A 14630-nucleotide genomic window follows, 5' to 3' on the forward strand; every position below is an offset into this window, starting at 1 on the left:
CCGGCGGGCAGCAACACGGCAGCAAAGGGGGTAAATGCGCCTGTCATGGCGGCTGAGGCCGTGCCGGCGGCCAAAACTGCGCCGCATGGCAGAAAACGCGGTATTCGCGCTTTTCTGCGCTGGTGCTGGCGGCGGGCAGGGCAGCGTTTATGTTATTTTTATCTGCGCGGACGCAGTATGTTCGAGCAAATTTTATTTTCCAGCCTGACACGGCGTATTGTTATTTTAAACTTGGCAGCTTTATGTGCGCTGGTGGCGGCGATTTTATATCTCAACCGGTTTCGTGACGGGCTGATAGAAGCTAAAATCGAAAGCCTGCGTATACAGGGGCGTATTATTGCCGGCGCTATTGCCGCCTCTGCCACTGTGGATACAGGCATGGTTTATGTAGAGCCGCGCCCCGGTGCGGCGCCGGGGCAGGGCAATATGGTGGAAACATGGTATTTCCCTATTGATTCAGAGCGGGTGGCGCTGATTTTGCGGCGTGTTATTTCTCCCGCCGTGACCCGTGCCGTTATTTATGATCGCGATGTCAATGTATTGCTGGATTCGCGCCGCCTTTATTCAGACGGGCGGATTTCCAGCTATAATTTGCCGCCGGTGACGGAAGAGAAACCCGGCCTGTTGCGGCGGCTTTACGAATGGGGACATCATCTTGTTTTCGGCACGGATTCCATGCCCTATATCGGCAGCAGAAATATTGCCAATCAGGTGCACAGGGAAGTGGCAGCCGCCATGCTGGGCAATATTGTAACAGCGCAAAGCCGTGACCGGCAAGGCGCGTTAATTGTCTCAGTCGCTGTGCCTATTCAGCGTTATCACGCGGTTTTGGGGGTTTTACTGCTGTCAACAGCCGGCTCGGATATTGAAGAAATTGTGCGCGCCGAGCGGCGCAGTATTGTTAAAATTTTCTCGGTTGTTGCTCTGACTATGCTGGTTTTGTCATTGCTGCTGGCCTCTACTGTAGCCACGCCGCTGCGGCGTTTGTCTGATGCGGCGCAAAGAGTGCGTTTCAGCGCTAAAAGCCGGGTTAAAATTCCCGATTATTCGGCGCGGCGTGACGAAATCGGCCATTTATCCGTTTCTATTGGCCAGATGACCGATGCGCTTTATGCCCGGATTGAGGCGATTGAAAGTTTTGCTGCCGATGTCAGCCATGAGCTGAAAAATCCGCTTACCTCGCTGCGCAGTGCGGTGGAAGCCTTGCCTCTGACGCGATCAGATGAATCCCGGCAGGTGCTGATGGATATTATCGGCCACGATGTGCGCCGGCTGGACAGGCTGATAACCGATATTGCCGGCGCTTCCCGGCTGGACGCCGAACTGGCGCGGGAAGAAGCGCGGCCGGTAAATCTGGAAAAACTGCTGGGTAATCTGGTGCGCGCGGCAAAGGAAGTGCGCAAAAATCGCCGGCAGGCCGTGATAGATTTTACCTCAGAGCCGCTCACCGGCAGCCGGCCTTATCGTGTCCGCGGTTATGAATTGCGGCTGGGGCAGGTTTTTTCTAATCTGGTGGAAAATGCCCGCTCCTTTATCCCCGTGGCGGGCGGGCGTATTCATATTCACATGAAGCAGGCAGAAGGCTTTATTCTGATTACGGTAGAAGATAACGGCCCGGGGATAAAGGCGGAAAATATTGACCGTATTTTTGAGCGTTTTTATACGGATCGCCCGGGAAATGAGGCTTTTGGCCAGAATTCCGGCCTGGGGCTTTCTATCTCACGGCAGATTATTGAGGCACATAATGGCACACTCACTGCCGAAAATATTTTTGTCCAGAATGATGAGCAACATTGTCGCGGGGCGCGTTTTATTATTAAGCTGCCGGCGCTGGATAGCTGAGGCGGCCGGGTATCAGTGCCGATTTTGGCTGCAATAAGTGCCGGTGCAAATATCAACAGGGACGGCCTGTATGACGGCAGAGCAAACAGATAAAACCCGGTGCGATAGCGGTATTGGGCCGGAGCCGGCCGGCACCGGCCTGATAAAAGCCAATAGTTTGCGGCTGGGGGGCTATGGCTTGTTGCTTATTGGTGCTGCCGGGGCGGGGAAATCAGCCCTGACTCTGGCTTTGCTGGAGCGGGCAGCCCTGTTTGGCCGCACGGCCGCCTTGATTGGCGATGATTATAGCCGGCTGCGCCGGGAAAACGGCGCTCTTTATGCCGAAAGCCCGCCGCATATTGCCGGCGCCCTGGAAATTCGCGGCGCCGGGGTTTTTCAAATGCCCTATGAGCCTTTTGTCCGGCTTGATCTGGCGGTAGAGCTGGCCGGTGAGGGGGAGCGCTATCCGCAGGGGTTGAGCTGGCACTGGCCGCCCGCGGCGCAAGTGCCGGGTGCGCAACAAAAAACAGGACAAAAACAAGGTGCAGGCCTGCCTTTATTAAAGCTGCCGCAAGCAGGCAAAGCAGATATGACGGCTTTATGCCAGGCTATTGAAGCGCGGCTGTTCAAGAAAGCTTATATTGGCCGTAAATTTTGAGACAAACCGGGCTTTGCCCGATTTAAACAAAGGATATAAATTTTGCCTTTTACACAGAAACTATTGCAATTACAGCTCTGAAGACCAAAATAAAGAGTTTATAATAGCCGCACAATGTGATTTAAAACATATATAAGAAGAAAAGGGGGCAGTCGGCGTTTTCTTCTTTGACGGGGTTTCCTATGATTGGACTGGTGCTGGTAACGCATGGACGTCTGGCAGAAGAATTTTTGCGTGCTGTTGTTCATGTTGTCGGGCCGCAAGAAAAATTTGCGACAATAAGCATTGATTCTAACGATGATATGGATCGCCGCCGCGAGGATATTCTGGCAGCAATAAAGCAGGTGGAAGATGGCCAGGGAGTGATTATTCTCACCGATATGTTCGGCGGCACGCCGTCTAATCTGGCTATTTCCACCATGCGGGAAGGCAAGGTGGAAATTATTGCCGGTGTCAATCTGCCAATGCTGATAAAACTCACCAGTGTGCGCAAGACCGAAACCATGCTAGAGGCGTTAAGAGCCGCGCAGGAAGCCGGGCGCAAATATATCAATGTTCCAAGCATGATTTTAAATAATGAAGAAGGCTAGCAAAAGCAGCTTGTGCGCAGGCGGCTCTGGCATTAAAGCTGGAGGGGCGGCTTTCGCCGGCAAGGCCTGCGGCACAGGCCGGACTTTCAGCCTGAGCAAGCCTGTTATGCGCCGGGCGGCCTGTTATGCCGCTTTATCCGGCTGCCGTGCCTGATAGAGCCTGATCCGGGAAAGGCAGCTTGCAAACCGGCGGGATAAAAGCTGCGTCAGGCTGCCGGGCAGCCGGTAAAATTGCAGCAGGGCCAATGCCGGATTATAAAATATATGGCTCTGCCATAGGGGTAATATCAAGCGGGATTGCAGGGCAAAATGACGGATAAAGAATTTAGCCGCAAACTGGAAATTTGTAACAAGCTTGGCCTGCATGCCCGTGCTTCTGCCCGCTTTGTGCAAGCCGTTGCCCGGTTTGAGGCTGAAATAAAGGTAGAAAAAGACGGTATGCAAGTAGGGGGAGATTCGATTATGGGGCTGATGATGCTGGCGGCGGCTCCGGGCAGTTCTATCACTATTCGCGCTCGCGGCCGCGAGGCCAGGCAGGCCTTGCAGGCTTTGGCCGAACTGGTGCAAGCCCGCTTTGGTGAGGAAAGTTGAGGCGCGCCCGGCCTGTTTGGCAGGGAAGGCCAAGCCGTTGCAGGGAGTTTGAGCGCCCGGCGCAGCAAAAGCTGCTTTAGCCGGGCTGCCGGCCGAACGGACAGCAGCGGCCAATGCCGGCCTTGCTTGAGTGAGGAAAGCTGAGGCGGGCAGGGCAGGCTAAGCCGTTCACTCCCGCCTTTACGCGGCTTTACTGCCATAGCGGCTGCGTTGGCCAGCCGGGCGGGAAGCCCATATAGTCAAGCGGCGTATAAGCCGGCGCGGCGGCGATGTGGTATTTAAAAGCGGTTTTCCATTCGAGGTAATTATGCCTGCCGCTAATAATGCGCAGTAACCAGGCACAAAAACAGCCGATTATATAAAGCTTCACTGCGGACAGCCGGCCGTTTGCCGGCAGAGAGTTTGTCAGTAGCGCTGCCCTGGCGCATTTTTGCAAATTAAGCCTTCCCCCTGTGTAATTCCACAAAATTTCGTGATGCGCGCAAATATTGCGAATACGGCACATTATCCGTAAAATATTGTAGAAAGTGTAGCTCTCAAGATAATAGCGTTTTGCGATGACGCAACCATTTTTTAAAGCTGCGATCAAGCGCGACAGCAGGCCAAAAGACAGAATTTCCGACATTTTCCAGACAGGCGGCATAGTTTGATCTGTGCGGTATTTTTGCATATAAGGCAAATGCGCGCCGTCTTTCTGTAAAGCCTTTTGCATAGCCTGCTGCAAATCGCGCAACTGCCCGGTCTGATACAGAGCCGCATTACAATAGCTCAAGGCATGATAATGCTTTTTGGTATCCGTCAGCACCTGTATCCAGATAGCGCGGACAGAAAGCTCAATCGGCGCGAGCGCCGCCGTAATGAGCTGTTTTAAGCGGCAATCCCATTCATAAAGCTTGATAAGCTCAGCAAAATTCCGGTCAGGAATGTCGGGGGGAACAGACAGCCAATAAGCTTTTAAATGACACAGGCTGATATTGAGCAAATATTTGCGCGCCGCCGCTTCATCATCAATTTTTATAGGCAGGCTTTTGATAAAATGGATCTGCTCTTCCAGCGACAACGCTTTTTTCACCGGTTTCCCCTTATACACAGCAAAACGCCCGTATCTCAATGAGATACAGGCGCTTTGCTTCCTGCAACATCATCTCGACTTCTTGTAGCGCGCGTCACTTCCGAGCGCACCCAAACTTCGTAAGACAAGAGAGGGGCCACATTCATTCCCCGCCAAGGTAGCACCGCGACCCGGCTCGAGTCAAGCACTCTGTTTGCCGCAGACGACGTAGAGCGGCCAAGGCCGGCAGATTTTATTCCGGCTTTTCTGTTTTTTCCGCATCGCTGCCGAGGGAAGAAAGCCTGGAAAAAACTTTTCTTTCGTCCAAATCCGCTTGAGTCTCTGCCTCTAGCGGCAAATTTTCTGTCGCGCGGGCGGGCAGCAGCCCGGTATCCTGTGTTTCAACCTGCGGTTTGCTTCTGGCGGCTTTTTCTACCTCAATATCCAGGTCAATTTGCGAACACAGGCCTAAAGTGACAGGATCCATCGGCGTCAGATTCGCGGCATTCCAGTGGGTGCGGCTGCGAATTTGCTCAATAGTGGATTTGGTGGTGCCGACAAGACGCGAAATTTGCGTATCCTTCAGCTCCGGGTGGTTGCGCACCAGCCATAAAATGGCATTTGGCCGGTCTTGCCGGCGAGAAAGCGGGGTGTAACGCGGCCCGCGGCGCTTTTTTTCCGGCAAAGTGATTTTGGCAGCAGCCAGTTGCAGCCTGTGCTCAGGGTTTTCTTCCCCTTTGCTGATTTCTTCTCGCGTGAGCTGGCCGGTGGTAAGCGGGTTAAGCCCTTTAATACCCTGTGCCGCTTCGCCATCGGCAATAGTCTTCACCTCAAGCGGGTGCAAATTGCAAAACTGGGCAATTTGCTCAAAAGTAAGCGCCGTATTATCCACCAGCCAGACAGCCGTGGCTTTGGGCATTAAAAGACGATTGACCATAAATATAATCCTTCTCTGTCGCCTGCCCGATTAGCGCAGGCAGGAGGTGGAGTAAAACCACTTTTTGGGGAAACCGGCGGCCATTATAAACCGTTTTTGCCGCCGGAGCAAGGTGGAGTTTGGCAGATTTGCGCTGCCGGGCCGGCATGTAAGCGCGAAATTTGCTTAAACAAAGCAATAAACCGGAATATTCCCTTGTTCAAGCAGGCTCAAAAGCATATGCCTATTCACAAAGACAAGAATATCGTATAAGTTTTGGCAGGACTTGCAATAAAGGCAGGCACTCTGGCAGAGAGCCGGGCAAATCAGACAGGGTTTCTATGGCAAAAGAAGAAGTTTTGGAGTTTTCAGGCATTATTACCGAGTTGCTGCCTAATGCAATGTTTCGGGTGAAGCTGGATAATGAGCATGAAATTATTGCCCATACGGCAGGGCGCATGCGCAAAAACCGCATTCGTGTTTTGGCGGGCGATAAAGTGACAGTAGAAATGACCCCTTATGATTTAAGCAAAGGGCGCATTACCTATCGTTATAAATAATTTGCCGGCGCATATTTTTGCTTGCGGCGCTGTTTTGCCTTGTTCCGGCCGGGTGGCGCCGGGGGGTGTTTTGAAGCGAGCCGGGATTGCTCCGATTTGGGAGAGGTTGAGCATGGCAAAGACAAAAGCACCGCTAAAAGGCCGCCGGCCGCTGCCGCAAAAAGCGGCGGCAGTAATAAGCGGGGTTGAAAAAAAGGCGGTGCCTTTTGCGCCGGTTGCCGGTGCCGGGGTTGCGGCCGCTGCGGCAAAGCATAAAAAACCGGCAGATACAGGCAATGAAGCGGCGCCTTTTGCGCCGGAAGTCGCTGATAGCGGCGCTGCTCTGGCAGAAATAACCGGGCTTACCCCGCTTTTCCCCGTATCGGAGGGAAAAAGGCCGGTTTTGGTGCTGGCTTCCGCCTCGGCGCGCCGTTTGCAGATTTTACAGCAAATCGGCGCGGTGCCGCAGCATATTCACGCTCCCAATATTGATGAAACGCCCAAAAGGGGCGAGCACCCGCGCTCGCTGGCCAAAAGGCTGGCGCGGGAAAAGGCGGAAACAGCCAGACAGGCGGTGCGCCAGGTGCCCGGGCTGGAAAAGGCGCTGATTCTGGCGGCTGATACAGTGGTGGCAGTGGGGAGGACGATTTTGCCGAAAGCCGAAACCGAGGAAGAAGCGCGCGATTGTTTGCGCCTGCTTTCCGGGCGGACGCATAAAGTCTATACGGCTGTGAGTCTGGTAAGCGCCAGGGACAAAATTCATCATCGTTTGAGTGAAAGCCGGGTGCGCTTTGCCCTGCTGCGCTCAAAGACGATAGCCGCTTATCTGGCCTCGCAGGAATGGCAGGGCAAAGCCGGCGGCTATGCCGTGCAAGGGCGGGCAGGCAATTTTATCCTCCGCCTTGTCGGCTCTTACAGCGCTATTGTCGGGCTGGATATGGCCGGCACTTATGATTTGCTGCTGGCGCAAAATTACCCATTATTTGAAGTGTGGCAAAACAACCCGCTCTGCTGAGGGTGAGGCGGCCGGTGACGGTTAGGCCGTGCAGGGGGACAGCGCGGGAATGGCGGCGGAAGAAAATGGTGAGGCCGCAATAACGAGGCAGCCGTGGCCAGCTTTGCCGGGGAGGGGCTGAGGTGCCGCGCCTGCGGCCGGGGAAAGGCGGTTGTATGGCTAATGGTCAAAATCCGGGTGACTGACTATCGGGATATATCGCCGCCCGCAGGTGGAAGGCACGCCGCCTTTGCCGGCGAAAAGTTACAATAGCATGGAGCCGAAAGCGGAAAGTGGAGAGAGGCCTGATTATGCGCTATAAATATAGCGGTCTGGCTGTTTTGGGCGCTGTCCTTGCCGGCTGTTCTTCAGTGAGAAAACCCTATGCGGAATTGCCGCCGACAGAGCAAATTGCTTTAGTCAGCCAGTATAAACAGGCTTGCTCTATCAAGGGAGAGCAGGGGAAAGCCTTGCAAAATTGCGTTAATAATGAAATAAATAAGCATGATACAGCAAGCCTGGAGCAATATAGGCAGCATAGGCAGGATATGCGCGCTTTCTGGTATTAAGCGCCGTTGATTATGGTTAATATTTTTGGGGCGTTGGGGCAGATTTTATCGAGAGCTGCGCTAAGATCTTGTTGTTCCGATTCGGCGGCTTGTAAATGCGGCAAGTGTTATTGGTCTTGGCTATGTTCTTGTCGTTTGCTGCTTTACCGGGTGGGGGCGGGCGGCGGCTTTGATTAAGGCAGGTTTTAGGCTATAAAAAGCAGGAAATTGCTATAATAGAGTGTGAGCAGTAGATAATGGTAGAAGATAAGCAGGCAAAAGTTAAAACAGCAGAGGCGAAGGATAATGTCACGCCGCTGCGGGCGCCGGTAAAATGCCCGGAATGCGGCAAACCGTCACAGCGCGCCTTTTACCCTTTTTGCTCCAATCGCTGCCGCAGCCTTGACCTTAATCGCTGGCTTTCCGGCCGCTATATCCTCCCCGGCCCAAAGCTTGATGAAGAAGAGGAATAAATTAGCTCTGCTTTAAAATAGCTGTGATAACAGGCAGGGGGATAAATAAAGCTTCTTTTTCACCTCTCAATTTAAGAAAACCATGCTTAAGGTAGAAGCTTTCTGCCTGACTGTGTATTGGGTGGGTGATGAGCACCTGGGCGGCGCTTAGCTGTGCTGCCTGAGCCGTCCTCTTGAAAGCATCTAAGAGTAAATACCCGCCCAGGCGTTGCTTTTGAAAAGCTTTATCAACCCCCAAACGCGCCAGTAAAATAGCCGGCAGCTCGCGCGGAGCTGCGTTATCGCGCAGGCGACGCGGCATATCCTGTTTGTAAATCATACTTGTGCAAAGCGCATAATAGGCAATAACCTGTTGCCGGTTATCCGTAATAACATAGCTGCTTGTATAATATTTTTGCTGATTGCTCAGCGCGGTTTCGCGCAGCCAAATATTAAGCGCTTCCTCACCGCAATCAAAATTTCCTGTTTTATGTTGGGCAGTGAGGGGCATGATGGAACTAGGCGCCATCTTGCTTTGCCCATTTCTGCTTTACATTTTTGAAACGGTTGAGAACTTCTCTAGCCGGCCCCGGCGGATTACCCAACTGCCCTTTCAGCCAGCTAAAATCTTGCTCATCAAGGGTAAAAAAGCGCTGATCCAGTAATGTATCCTGGGCGCGCAAGCGCGAAACCTCGCTGACAAAGGCGCTGACAGATTTGTTTGCTGCCTTTGCCGCTCTGGCAATGAGATTCATATCCTCGGCGGTCATGCGTAGGCTGAGCGTTTTTGTTTTGCGCAGGGCTGTCATCAGTTTTCTCTCTCGTCGGTAAGCTGCTCTCAGAAGACCAATAGTATAATTTTGTATGGTATTTGTCGATACAAATAATAATAAGCCTGCTTTTATAAATCCCTTGTTTTTTTATTCCTGTCTGCCCATATCGTGAAAGGTGAGGGATTTTTGCTGTCTTGCCGGGCAGGCGGAGAGCGGCCTGGGCGCGCAAGGCGCTGCCGGAGCGGGGTTGCCGGCAGGCGGGTTGTGCCGCGCCTTTGCTGGCCGGGGCCGGGGCAGCGCGCGAGTTTACGGGGTAGGCGCCGGGCGGCGCAAGAGAGGAGTGGTTACATGAAACCTGAAAAATATACGGAGCGGGTGCAGGGTTTTATCCAGGCGGCGCAAAATTATGCGCTGGCTCATGATAATCAGCAGTTTTTGCCTGAGCATTTGCTCAAAGTGCTGCTGGACGATAATGAAGGCCTGTGCGCCGGCCTGATTGAACGCGCCGGCGGCAAGCTGGCTGACATAAAAACCGCGCTCAATGCTGCTTTGGCCGGCCTGCCCAAGGTGGAAGGCGGTTCCGGCGGCCTCTATCTGGCGCCGCCTTTGGCCAAAGTGCTGGATCATGCCGAAAAACTGGCGGAAAAAGCCGGCGATTCCTATGTGACCGTGGAGCGGCTGTTGCAGGCTTTATTGCAGGAAAAATCGGCCAAAACGGCCGATATTCTGGCCAAAGGCGGGCTGACACCGGCAGCGCTCAACCGGGTGATTAACGAATTGCGCAAAGGCCGCACCGCCAATTCGGCTTCCGCCGAAGGGCAATATGATGCGTTAAAGAAATATGCCCGCGATTTGACGGCTGAGGCTGAGGCCGGGCGGCTTGACCCGGTTATCGGCCGTGATGAGGAAATCCGCCGCACAATACAGGTTTTGTCGCGCCGCACCAAAAATAATCCGGTGCTGATCGGCGAGCCGGGTGTCGGCAAAACAGCGATTGTTGAGGGGCTGGCGCTGCGTATTGTCAATGGCGATGTGCCGGAAAGCCTGCGCGATAAAAGCCTGCTGGCGCTGGATTTGGGCGCCATGATTGCCGGCGCCAAATATCGCGGTGAATTTGAAGAAAGGCTGAAGGCGGTTTTGTCGGAAGTAAGCGCCGCCAATGGTCAGATTATCCTGTTTATTGATGAAATGCACACGCTGGTCGGTGCCGGCAAGAGTGATGGGGCAATGGACGCCTCTAATCTGCTCAAGCCGGCTTTGGCGCGCGGTGAGCTGCATTGTGTTGGCGCTACAACTCTTGACGAATATCGCAAATATGTTGAAAAAGATGCCGCTTTGGCGCGGCGCTTCCAGCCGGTTTTTGTTGATGAGCCGACCGTGGCCGATACAATTTCCATTTTGCGCGGCATTAAGGAAAAATATGAGCAGCACCATAAAGTGCGGGTGTCGGATTCCGCCCTTGTATCAGCAGCGACTTTGTCTAACCGTTATATAACCGATCGCTTTTTGCCCGATAAAGCCATTGACCTGGTTGACGAGGCAGCCTCGCGCCTGCGTATGCAGGTCGATTCCAAGCCGGAAGAGCTGGACGAAATTGACCGCCGTATTTTGCAGTTGAAAATTGAGCGTGAGGCGCTGAAAAAGGAAAAAGATCAGGCGTCAAAAGACCGTCTGGCGCGGCTGGAAGAAGAGCTGGCTGAGCTGGAAGAGCAATCCAACGCCATTACGGTCAAATGGCAGGCGGAAAAGCAGAAGCTGGGGCACACCGCCAATTTGAAAAAAGAGCTGGATAGTGCCCGCAATGCTTTGGCGATTGCCCAGCGCAATGGCGATTTGCAAAAAGCCGGTGAGCTGGCTTATGGCAAAATCCCTGATTTGGAAAAAGAGCTGCAACAGGCGGAAAGCAAACAAAGCGCTACTTCTATGGTGGAAGAAACCGTGTCGGCTGAGCATATTGCTCAGGTTGTTTCCCGCTGGACAGGCATTCCGGTCGATGCCATGCTGGAAGGGGAGCGGGAGCGGCTGCTGCGTATGGAAGATGAGCTGAGCAAGCGGGTTATCGGCCAGCAGGAGGCGGTGGCTGCGGTTTCCCGCGCGGTGCGCCGGGCGCGCGCCGGCCTGCAAGACCCTGACCGCCCCATTGGCTCCTTTATCTTTTTGGGGCCGACCGGCGTGGGCAAGACCGAGCTGACCAAAGCGCTGGCAGATTTTCTCTTTCAGGACGAGACCGCTATGGTGCGGCTGGATATGTCGGAATTTATGGAAAAGCATTCGGTAGCCCGGCTGATCGGCGCGCCTCCCGGCTATGTCGGCTATGAAGAGGGCGGCGTGCTGACAGAAGCAGTGCGGCGGCGGCCTTATCAGGTGATTTTGTTTGACGAAATTGAAAAAGCCCACCCTGATGTCTTTAATGTGCTGTTGCAAGTGCTTGATGACGGCCGCCTGACCGATGGCCAGGGGCGGACAGTGGATTTCCGCAATACGCTGATTATTATGACCTCAAATCTGGGAGCGGAGTTTTTAACCCGGCTAGGTGATGATGAGGAAGTGGAAAAAGCGCGTGAGGCGGTGATGGCGGCGGTGCGCGCCAGCTTTCGCCCGGAATTTTTAAACCGGATTGATGAGATTATTCTGTTTCACCGCCTGCACAGGCAGGAAATGGACGCGATTGTTGATATTCAAATGCGGCATTTACAGGCGCTTTTGGAAAGCCGCAAAATCACGCTGGAGCTGGATAATAAAGCCCGTGACTGGCTGGCTGAGCGCGGTTATGACCCGGTTTACGGCGCCCGGCCGCTCAAGCGCGTTATTCAGAAACAGGTGCAGGATCCGCTGGCGGAGCGCCTGTTAATGGGCGATATTCATGACGGCTCATTAGTAAAAATTCACGCAGACGGTAAAAAAGAGCGATTGGAATTCAAGCCGATATTGGCGCATGCCGATTTATAGGCTGTGCCGGCAAAGACCGGGTTTGAACCTGGCCGCTCCCGGGGGCGGCCCTGGTTTTTTTACCGGTTGCCTGCGCGCAGGAGAGGCAAAATTTCAATTTCATAATATTAAGGAAAGGCGGCTGTCTGATTTGCCGGGCCGGGGCAGCAATTATTGCCCGTTTTGTTTAGTATGGCCTTTGAAGATAATTTCTATCCGGCATGATAAAATCCGACCTTTAGTCTGAATTCTTCAGGCTGTCGCAACCCTCTTCCTTTTATGCAGGCTTTATTGCCTCTGCGCTTGCCGCGGCAGCCTGGCCGACCGCCGCCAGATGAGAGAATTTGTTTATTATCCCTGCTCCTGTTACGCAATCGAATGCCGCTTAAAACGGTGTGGCAGAAGCAAGGCGCGTATTGCCGGCGTCCTTATCATTGATCAAAGAGTCAATTTTATCCCTCTCACGTTTGAAGGCTTCTAATTGCTCCCCCTTCAATGATTTGGAATCCGGCAGGCGGATACGCATGGGATCCACTTTGGTGCCGTTGACAATCATTTCAAAATGGCAGTGCGGGCCGGTGGAAAGCCCGGTCGAGCCAATATAGCCGATGACCTGGCCCTGATGCACGTGCGCGCCAGCTCTGATGCCCGGAGCAAAAGCGCTCTGGTGCGAATAGCTGGTTACATAGCCGTTAGCATGGCGGATTTCAGTATGATTGCCGTAACCGCTGCTCCAGCCGACTTTGATAATTTCGCCATCACCGGAAGCCAGAATAGGCGAGCCGCGCGGCGCCGCCCAATCAACCCCGGTATGCGAGCGGAAATAACCCAGAACAGGGTGGCGGCGGGTGCCGAAAGGTGAGGCAAAGACAGCATTGGGCACAGGTTTGCGCAGCAGAAACTGTTTGGAGCTTTTCCCCTCAGGGTCATAATAATCTACCCGCCCGTCATCAGACTGAAAACGGTAATAGCGGCGTATCATGCCGCCGAAATCTGCCTTGACATATAAAATATCGCGCTCCGGCTTGCTTTCGCCTGTCTCCGGCAGCGGATAGAAAACAGACAGGGAATCATTGGACGAAATATGTGACTGCAAATCAACATCATTAGCCAGCATGCGAATAAGCTGTTTGGCTATATCCGGTGTCATATCATAAGCGAGAGCCGATTGGAAAACCGCTTCATAAACCGTGGGCAATTTATCATGCGCCACCCGTATTACCGGGGCACGTCCCTCCAGCGCTGTGCGCAGGACAGGTGTTATTTCCGGCTCATTACAGCGAATATAATCCCCCTTATCATTCAGCGCCACACTTAAAACATGCTGTTTATCTTCATAAATACTGGCGCGGACAATCCGGTTTTGGCCTGCCGGGCCGGATTCTATACCAAGACGCAAAACACTGCCGGCCGGCAGTGTGGTATCATCGGTCATTTCAACCAGAATATCGACCAGATGCTGCACTTCTTCCTGCTGATAATCTGCGTGTTCCAGAGCGGCAAGCAGAGATTCGCTGCGGGCAAAGGGAATAATATCTTCCGAATAATTTTCAAGCGGCGCTGCTGTGGCATAAGAATTCAGAATACTGACATTTTCCTGCGTAATCTTGACATCAGGCAGGGAGGCCAGGCCAAAAGAAGCATAGCCCGGCAAATGCCGGCCGTCTATATTGCGCAAGGCTGCAAGCATTGCCGCGCTATCGGTAAAATGAGCGATTGAGGCCTGCACAAGTTTTTCAGCTTCATCGGCGTTGATAATATCGGCCGTGCCGTAATCGGCGCCGGCTACGGGAAAATTGAAGCTTTGCAATATAACTTCCGATTCCACTTTTGTGCCGTAAATTTGCGCCGCATTTTCGGCCGCCGGCAGCGGCGCGGCATCTGAAAACAGTTTCAAGGCATTAAATTTCGGATAGGCAAATTTTTGCGCATGTTCTTCGGCCAGGTTCATATCCACCAGTTCAAAAGCCTGACTGCGGATAACTTCCTTGCCGTCAATTTTTTGCATGGTAGAAAGTTCAAATTGCCGTTTATCATCAAAATTGCGGCGCGGCCGGGTGGGGATTAAACGCTCACCTTTATCATCATCAGAATCCGCGGCGCGGCGCGGCATGGCATTGCTGCTCAGCAATTCCGGCGGGGTGGCAAGCTGTTCGCGCCCATGCAAGGCAGCAAAAAGCGCCACTCCCATTAAACTGCATGAGGTCAAGCCGGTTAAAAAAGTGCCGACAAGCCAGCGAGCGGAAATCTGGCGGCGATCCGGCGGGCGTTTGCCTTGCATAATGAGAGCAGGCTCATTGTCAGAATAAATATGAATGCCTTTATTCTTCACCATGAAGTATTTTGCCTGTCATTGCTTTTTCGCCACCCAAAGAGGGCCGGATTTCTACTGCTGCGCTACAGTGCTCCCTGCTAACATAGAGGCGCGATGATTAAAGAATATTGAAGGTGAAAATATGAATTTTGTCAATGGCAACAATTTTCGTAAGCTTAATTTTTTTATAGCGCCTTGCTGCCTGTTTATAAATAATTTTTGCGGCAGAGCAGGGCAATATTAACAGCCCTTTTGCGTTTTTTTACAAAAAAAATGCAAAAAGGTATTGACTATTTTCAGAGACAAATTTATACCTGTGCCGGGCTGACGCGGCAGTGTTCTGCCGGTCTGCCATTATTCACTTGTATGTATGTGTATATATGAGTGAGGGTTCTTTGACAGTATGGATTGAAGTGAGAAAGAGGAACGTGGACGGCATTGTTCTTGGGTATTTC

General features: G+C 52.9%; 14 protein-coding genes. 9 read left to right on the top strand and 5 right to left on the bottom strand.

The window, feature by feature from the left end:
* Positions 1 to 45 precede the first annotated feature (45 nt).
* The 4 genes from DPQ22_RS08105 to DPQ22_RS08120 all read left to right on the top strand — a co-directional run bounded on the left by DPQ22_RS08105 (position 46) and on the right by DPQ22_RS08120 (position 3660).
* Positions 46 to 1842, top strand: a complete 1797-nt coding sequence (locus DPQ22_RS08105) for a stimulus-sensing domain-containing protein (protein WP_190323198.1) — start codon at positions 46 to 48, stop codon at positions 1840 to 1842.
* Positions 1843 to 1912: 70 nt separating this feature from the next.
* Positions 1913 to 2479: a hypothetical protein gene (locus DPQ22_RS08110; protein ID WP_150214968.1), complete on the top strand. Its 567-nt coding sequence runs from the start codon at positions 1913 to 1915 to the stop codon at positions 2477 to 2479.
* A gap of 182 nt (positions 2480 to 2661) precedes the next feature.
* Positions 2662 to 3069, top strand: a complete 408-nt coding sequence (locus tag DPQ22_RS08115; RefSeq protein WP_150214970.1) for a PTS sugar transporter subunit IIA — start codon at positions 2662 to 2664, stop codon at positions 3067 to 3069.
* A 309-nt stretch (positions 3070 to 3378) separates the two neighbouring features.
* Positions 3379 to 3660: an HPr family phosphocarrier protein gene (locus DPQ22_RS08120; protein WP_150214973.1), complete on the top strand. Its 282-nt coding sequence runs from the start codon at positions 3379 to 3381 to the stop codon at positions 3658 to 3660.
* 190 nt (positions 3661 to 3850) lie between these two features.
* Here DPQ22_RS08120 and DPQ22_RS08125 read toward each other — a convergent pair whose 3' ends face one another.
* Positions 3851 to 4732: an Abi family protein gene (locus DPQ22_RS08125; RefSeq protein ID WP_190323196.1), complete on the bottom strand. Its 882-nt coding sequence runs from the start codon at positions 4730 to 4732 to the stop codon at positions 3851 to 3853.
* A 232-nt stretch (positions 4733 to 4964) separates the two neighbouring features.
* Positions 4965 to 5648, bottom strand: coding sequence for a DUF1013 domain-containing protein (locus tag DPQ22_RS08130; protein ID WP_150214978.1), 684 nt, complete (start codon positions 5646 to 5648; stop codon positions 4965 to 4967).
* A gap of 320 nt (positions 5649 to 5968) precedes the next feature.
* Between DPQ22_RS08130 and infA the strand changes: the two genes are divergently transcribed.
* From infA to yacG, 4 genes are all read left to right on the top strand, one after another.
* Positions 5969 to 6187 (top strand): translation initiation factor IF-1, encoded by a 219-nt coding sequence (gene infA / locus DPQ22_RS08135; protein WP_150214992.1) that lies wholly within the window; start codon positions 5969 to 5971, stop codon positions 6185 to 6187.
* 382 nt (positions 6188 to 6569) lie between these two features.
* Complete coding sequence (locus tag DPQ22_RS08140; protein WP_425305162.1) at positions 6570 to 7181, top strand: Maf family nucleotide pyrophosphatase; 612 nt, start codon at positions 6570 to 6572, stop codon at positions 7179 to 7181.
* A 290-nt stretch (positions 7182 to 7471) separates the two neighbouring features.
* The gene (locus DPQ22_RS08145; RefSeq protein ID WP_150214996.1) at positions 7472 to 7729 is read left to right on the top strand and encodes a hypothetical protein; all 258 of its coding nucleotides are present in this window, start codon (positions 7472 to 7474) and stop codon (positions 7727 to 7729) included.
* 236 nt (positions 7730 to 7965) lie between these two features.
* Complete coding sequence (gene yacG / locus DPQ22_RS08150; protein ID WP_150214998.1) at positions 7966 to 8181, top strand: DNA gyrase inhibitor YacG; 216 nt, start codon at positions 7966 to 7968, stop codon at positions 8179 to 8181.
* Position 8182: 1 nt separating this feature from the next.
* On the opposite strand, the gene DPQ22_RS08155 is transcribed toward yacG, so the two are convergent.
* Both DPQ22_RS08155 and DPQ22_RS08160 read right to left on the bottom strand, forming a co-directional pair.
* Entirely contained in the window at positions 8183 to 8689 is a 507-nt protein-coding gene (locus DPQ22_RS08155; RefSeq protein ID WP_150215000.1) for a GNAT family N-acetyltransferase, read from the bottom strand.
* Positions 8679 to 8969, bottom strand: a complete 291-nt coding sequence (locus DPQ22_RS08160; RefSeq protein ID WP_150215002.1) for a DUF1778 domain-containing protein — start codon at positions 8967 to 8969, stop codon at positions 8679 to 8681. Before DPQ22_RS08160 ends, DPQ22_RS08155 begins: the two co-directional genes overlap by 11 nt.
* A gap of 312 nt (positions 8970 to 9281) precedes the next feature.
* Between DPQ22_RS08160 and clpB the strand changes: the two genes are divergently transcribed.
* The gene (gene clpB, locus DPQ22_RS08165; RefSeq protein ID WP_150215004.1) at positions 9282 to 11882 is read left to right on the top strand and encodes an ATP-dependent chaperone ClpB; all 2601 of its coding nucleotides are present in this window, start codon (positions 9282 to 9284) and stop codon (positions 11880 to 11882) included.
* Between the two features lie 364 nt (positions 11883 to 12246).
* Here clpB and DPQ22_RS08170 read toward each other — a convergent pair whose 3' ends face one another.
* Entirely contained in the window at positions 12247 to 14196 is a 1950-nt protein-coding gene (locus DPQ22_RS08170; protein ID WP_150215006.1) for a M23 family metallopeptidase, read from the bottom strand.
* Positions 14197 to 14630 lie beyond the last annotated feature (434 nt).

This window comes from Candidatus Tokpelaia sp., assembly GCF_008636115.1.
Lineage (GTDB): Bacteria > Pseudomonadota > Alphaproteobacteria > Rhizobiales > Rhizobiaceae > QLZD01.

What these genes read in the sequence shown, in the direction of transcription:
- DPQ22_RS08170 (WP_150215006.1), bottom strand. Translation starts at nt 14,196, where the DNA reads ATGGTGAAGAATAAAGGCATTCATATTTATTCTGACAATGAGCCTGCT.
- DPQ22_RS08130 (WP_150214978.1), bottom strand. Translation starts at nt 5,648, where the DNA reads ATGGTCAATCGTCTTTTAATGCCCAAAGCCACGGCTGTCTGGCTGGTG.
- DPQ22_RS08145 (WP_150214996.1), top strand. Translation starts at nt 7,472, where the DNA reads ATGCGCTATAAATATAGCGGTCTGGCTGTTTTGGGCGCTGTCCTTGCC.
- yacG (WP_150214998.1), top strand. Translation starts at nt 7,966, where the DNA reads ATGGTAGAAGATAAGCAGGCAAAAGTTAAAACAGCAGAGGCGAAGGAT.
- DPQ22_RS08160 (WP_150215002.1), bottom strand. Translation starts at nt 8,969, where the DNA reads ATGACAGCCCTGCGCAAAACAAAAACGCTCAGCCTACGCATGACCGCC.
- DPQ22_RS08115 (WP_150214970.1), top strand. Translation starts at nt 2,662, where the DNA reads ATGATTGGACTGGTGCTGGTAACGCATGGACGTCTGGCAGAAGAATTT.
- DPQ22_RS08120 (WP_150214973.1), top strand. Translation starts at nt 3,379, where the DNA reads ATGACGGATAAAGAATTTAGCCGCAAACTGGAAATTTGTAACAAGCTT.
- DPQ22_RS08155 (WP_150215000.1), bottom strand. Translation starts at nt 8,689, where the DNA reads ATGGCGCCTAGTTCCATCATGCCCCTCACTGCCCAACATAAAACAGGA.
- clpB (WP_150215004.1), top strand. Translation starts at nt 9,282, where the DNA reads ATGAAACCTGAAAAATATACGGAGCGGGTGCAGGGTTTTATCCAGGCG.
- DPQ22_RS08110 (WP_150214968.1), top strand. Translation starts at nt 1,913, where the DNA reads ATGACGGCAGAGCAAACAGATAAAACCCGGTGCGATAGCGGTATTGGG.
- DPQ22_RS08105 (WP_190323198.1), top strand. Translation starts at nt 46, where the DNA reads ATGGCGGCTGAGGCCGTGCCGGCGGCCAAAACTGCGCCGCATGGCAGA.
- infA (WP_150214992.1), top strand. Translation starts at nt 5,969, where the DNA reads ATGGCAAAAGAAGAAGTTTTGGAGTTTTCAGGCATTATTACCGAGTTG.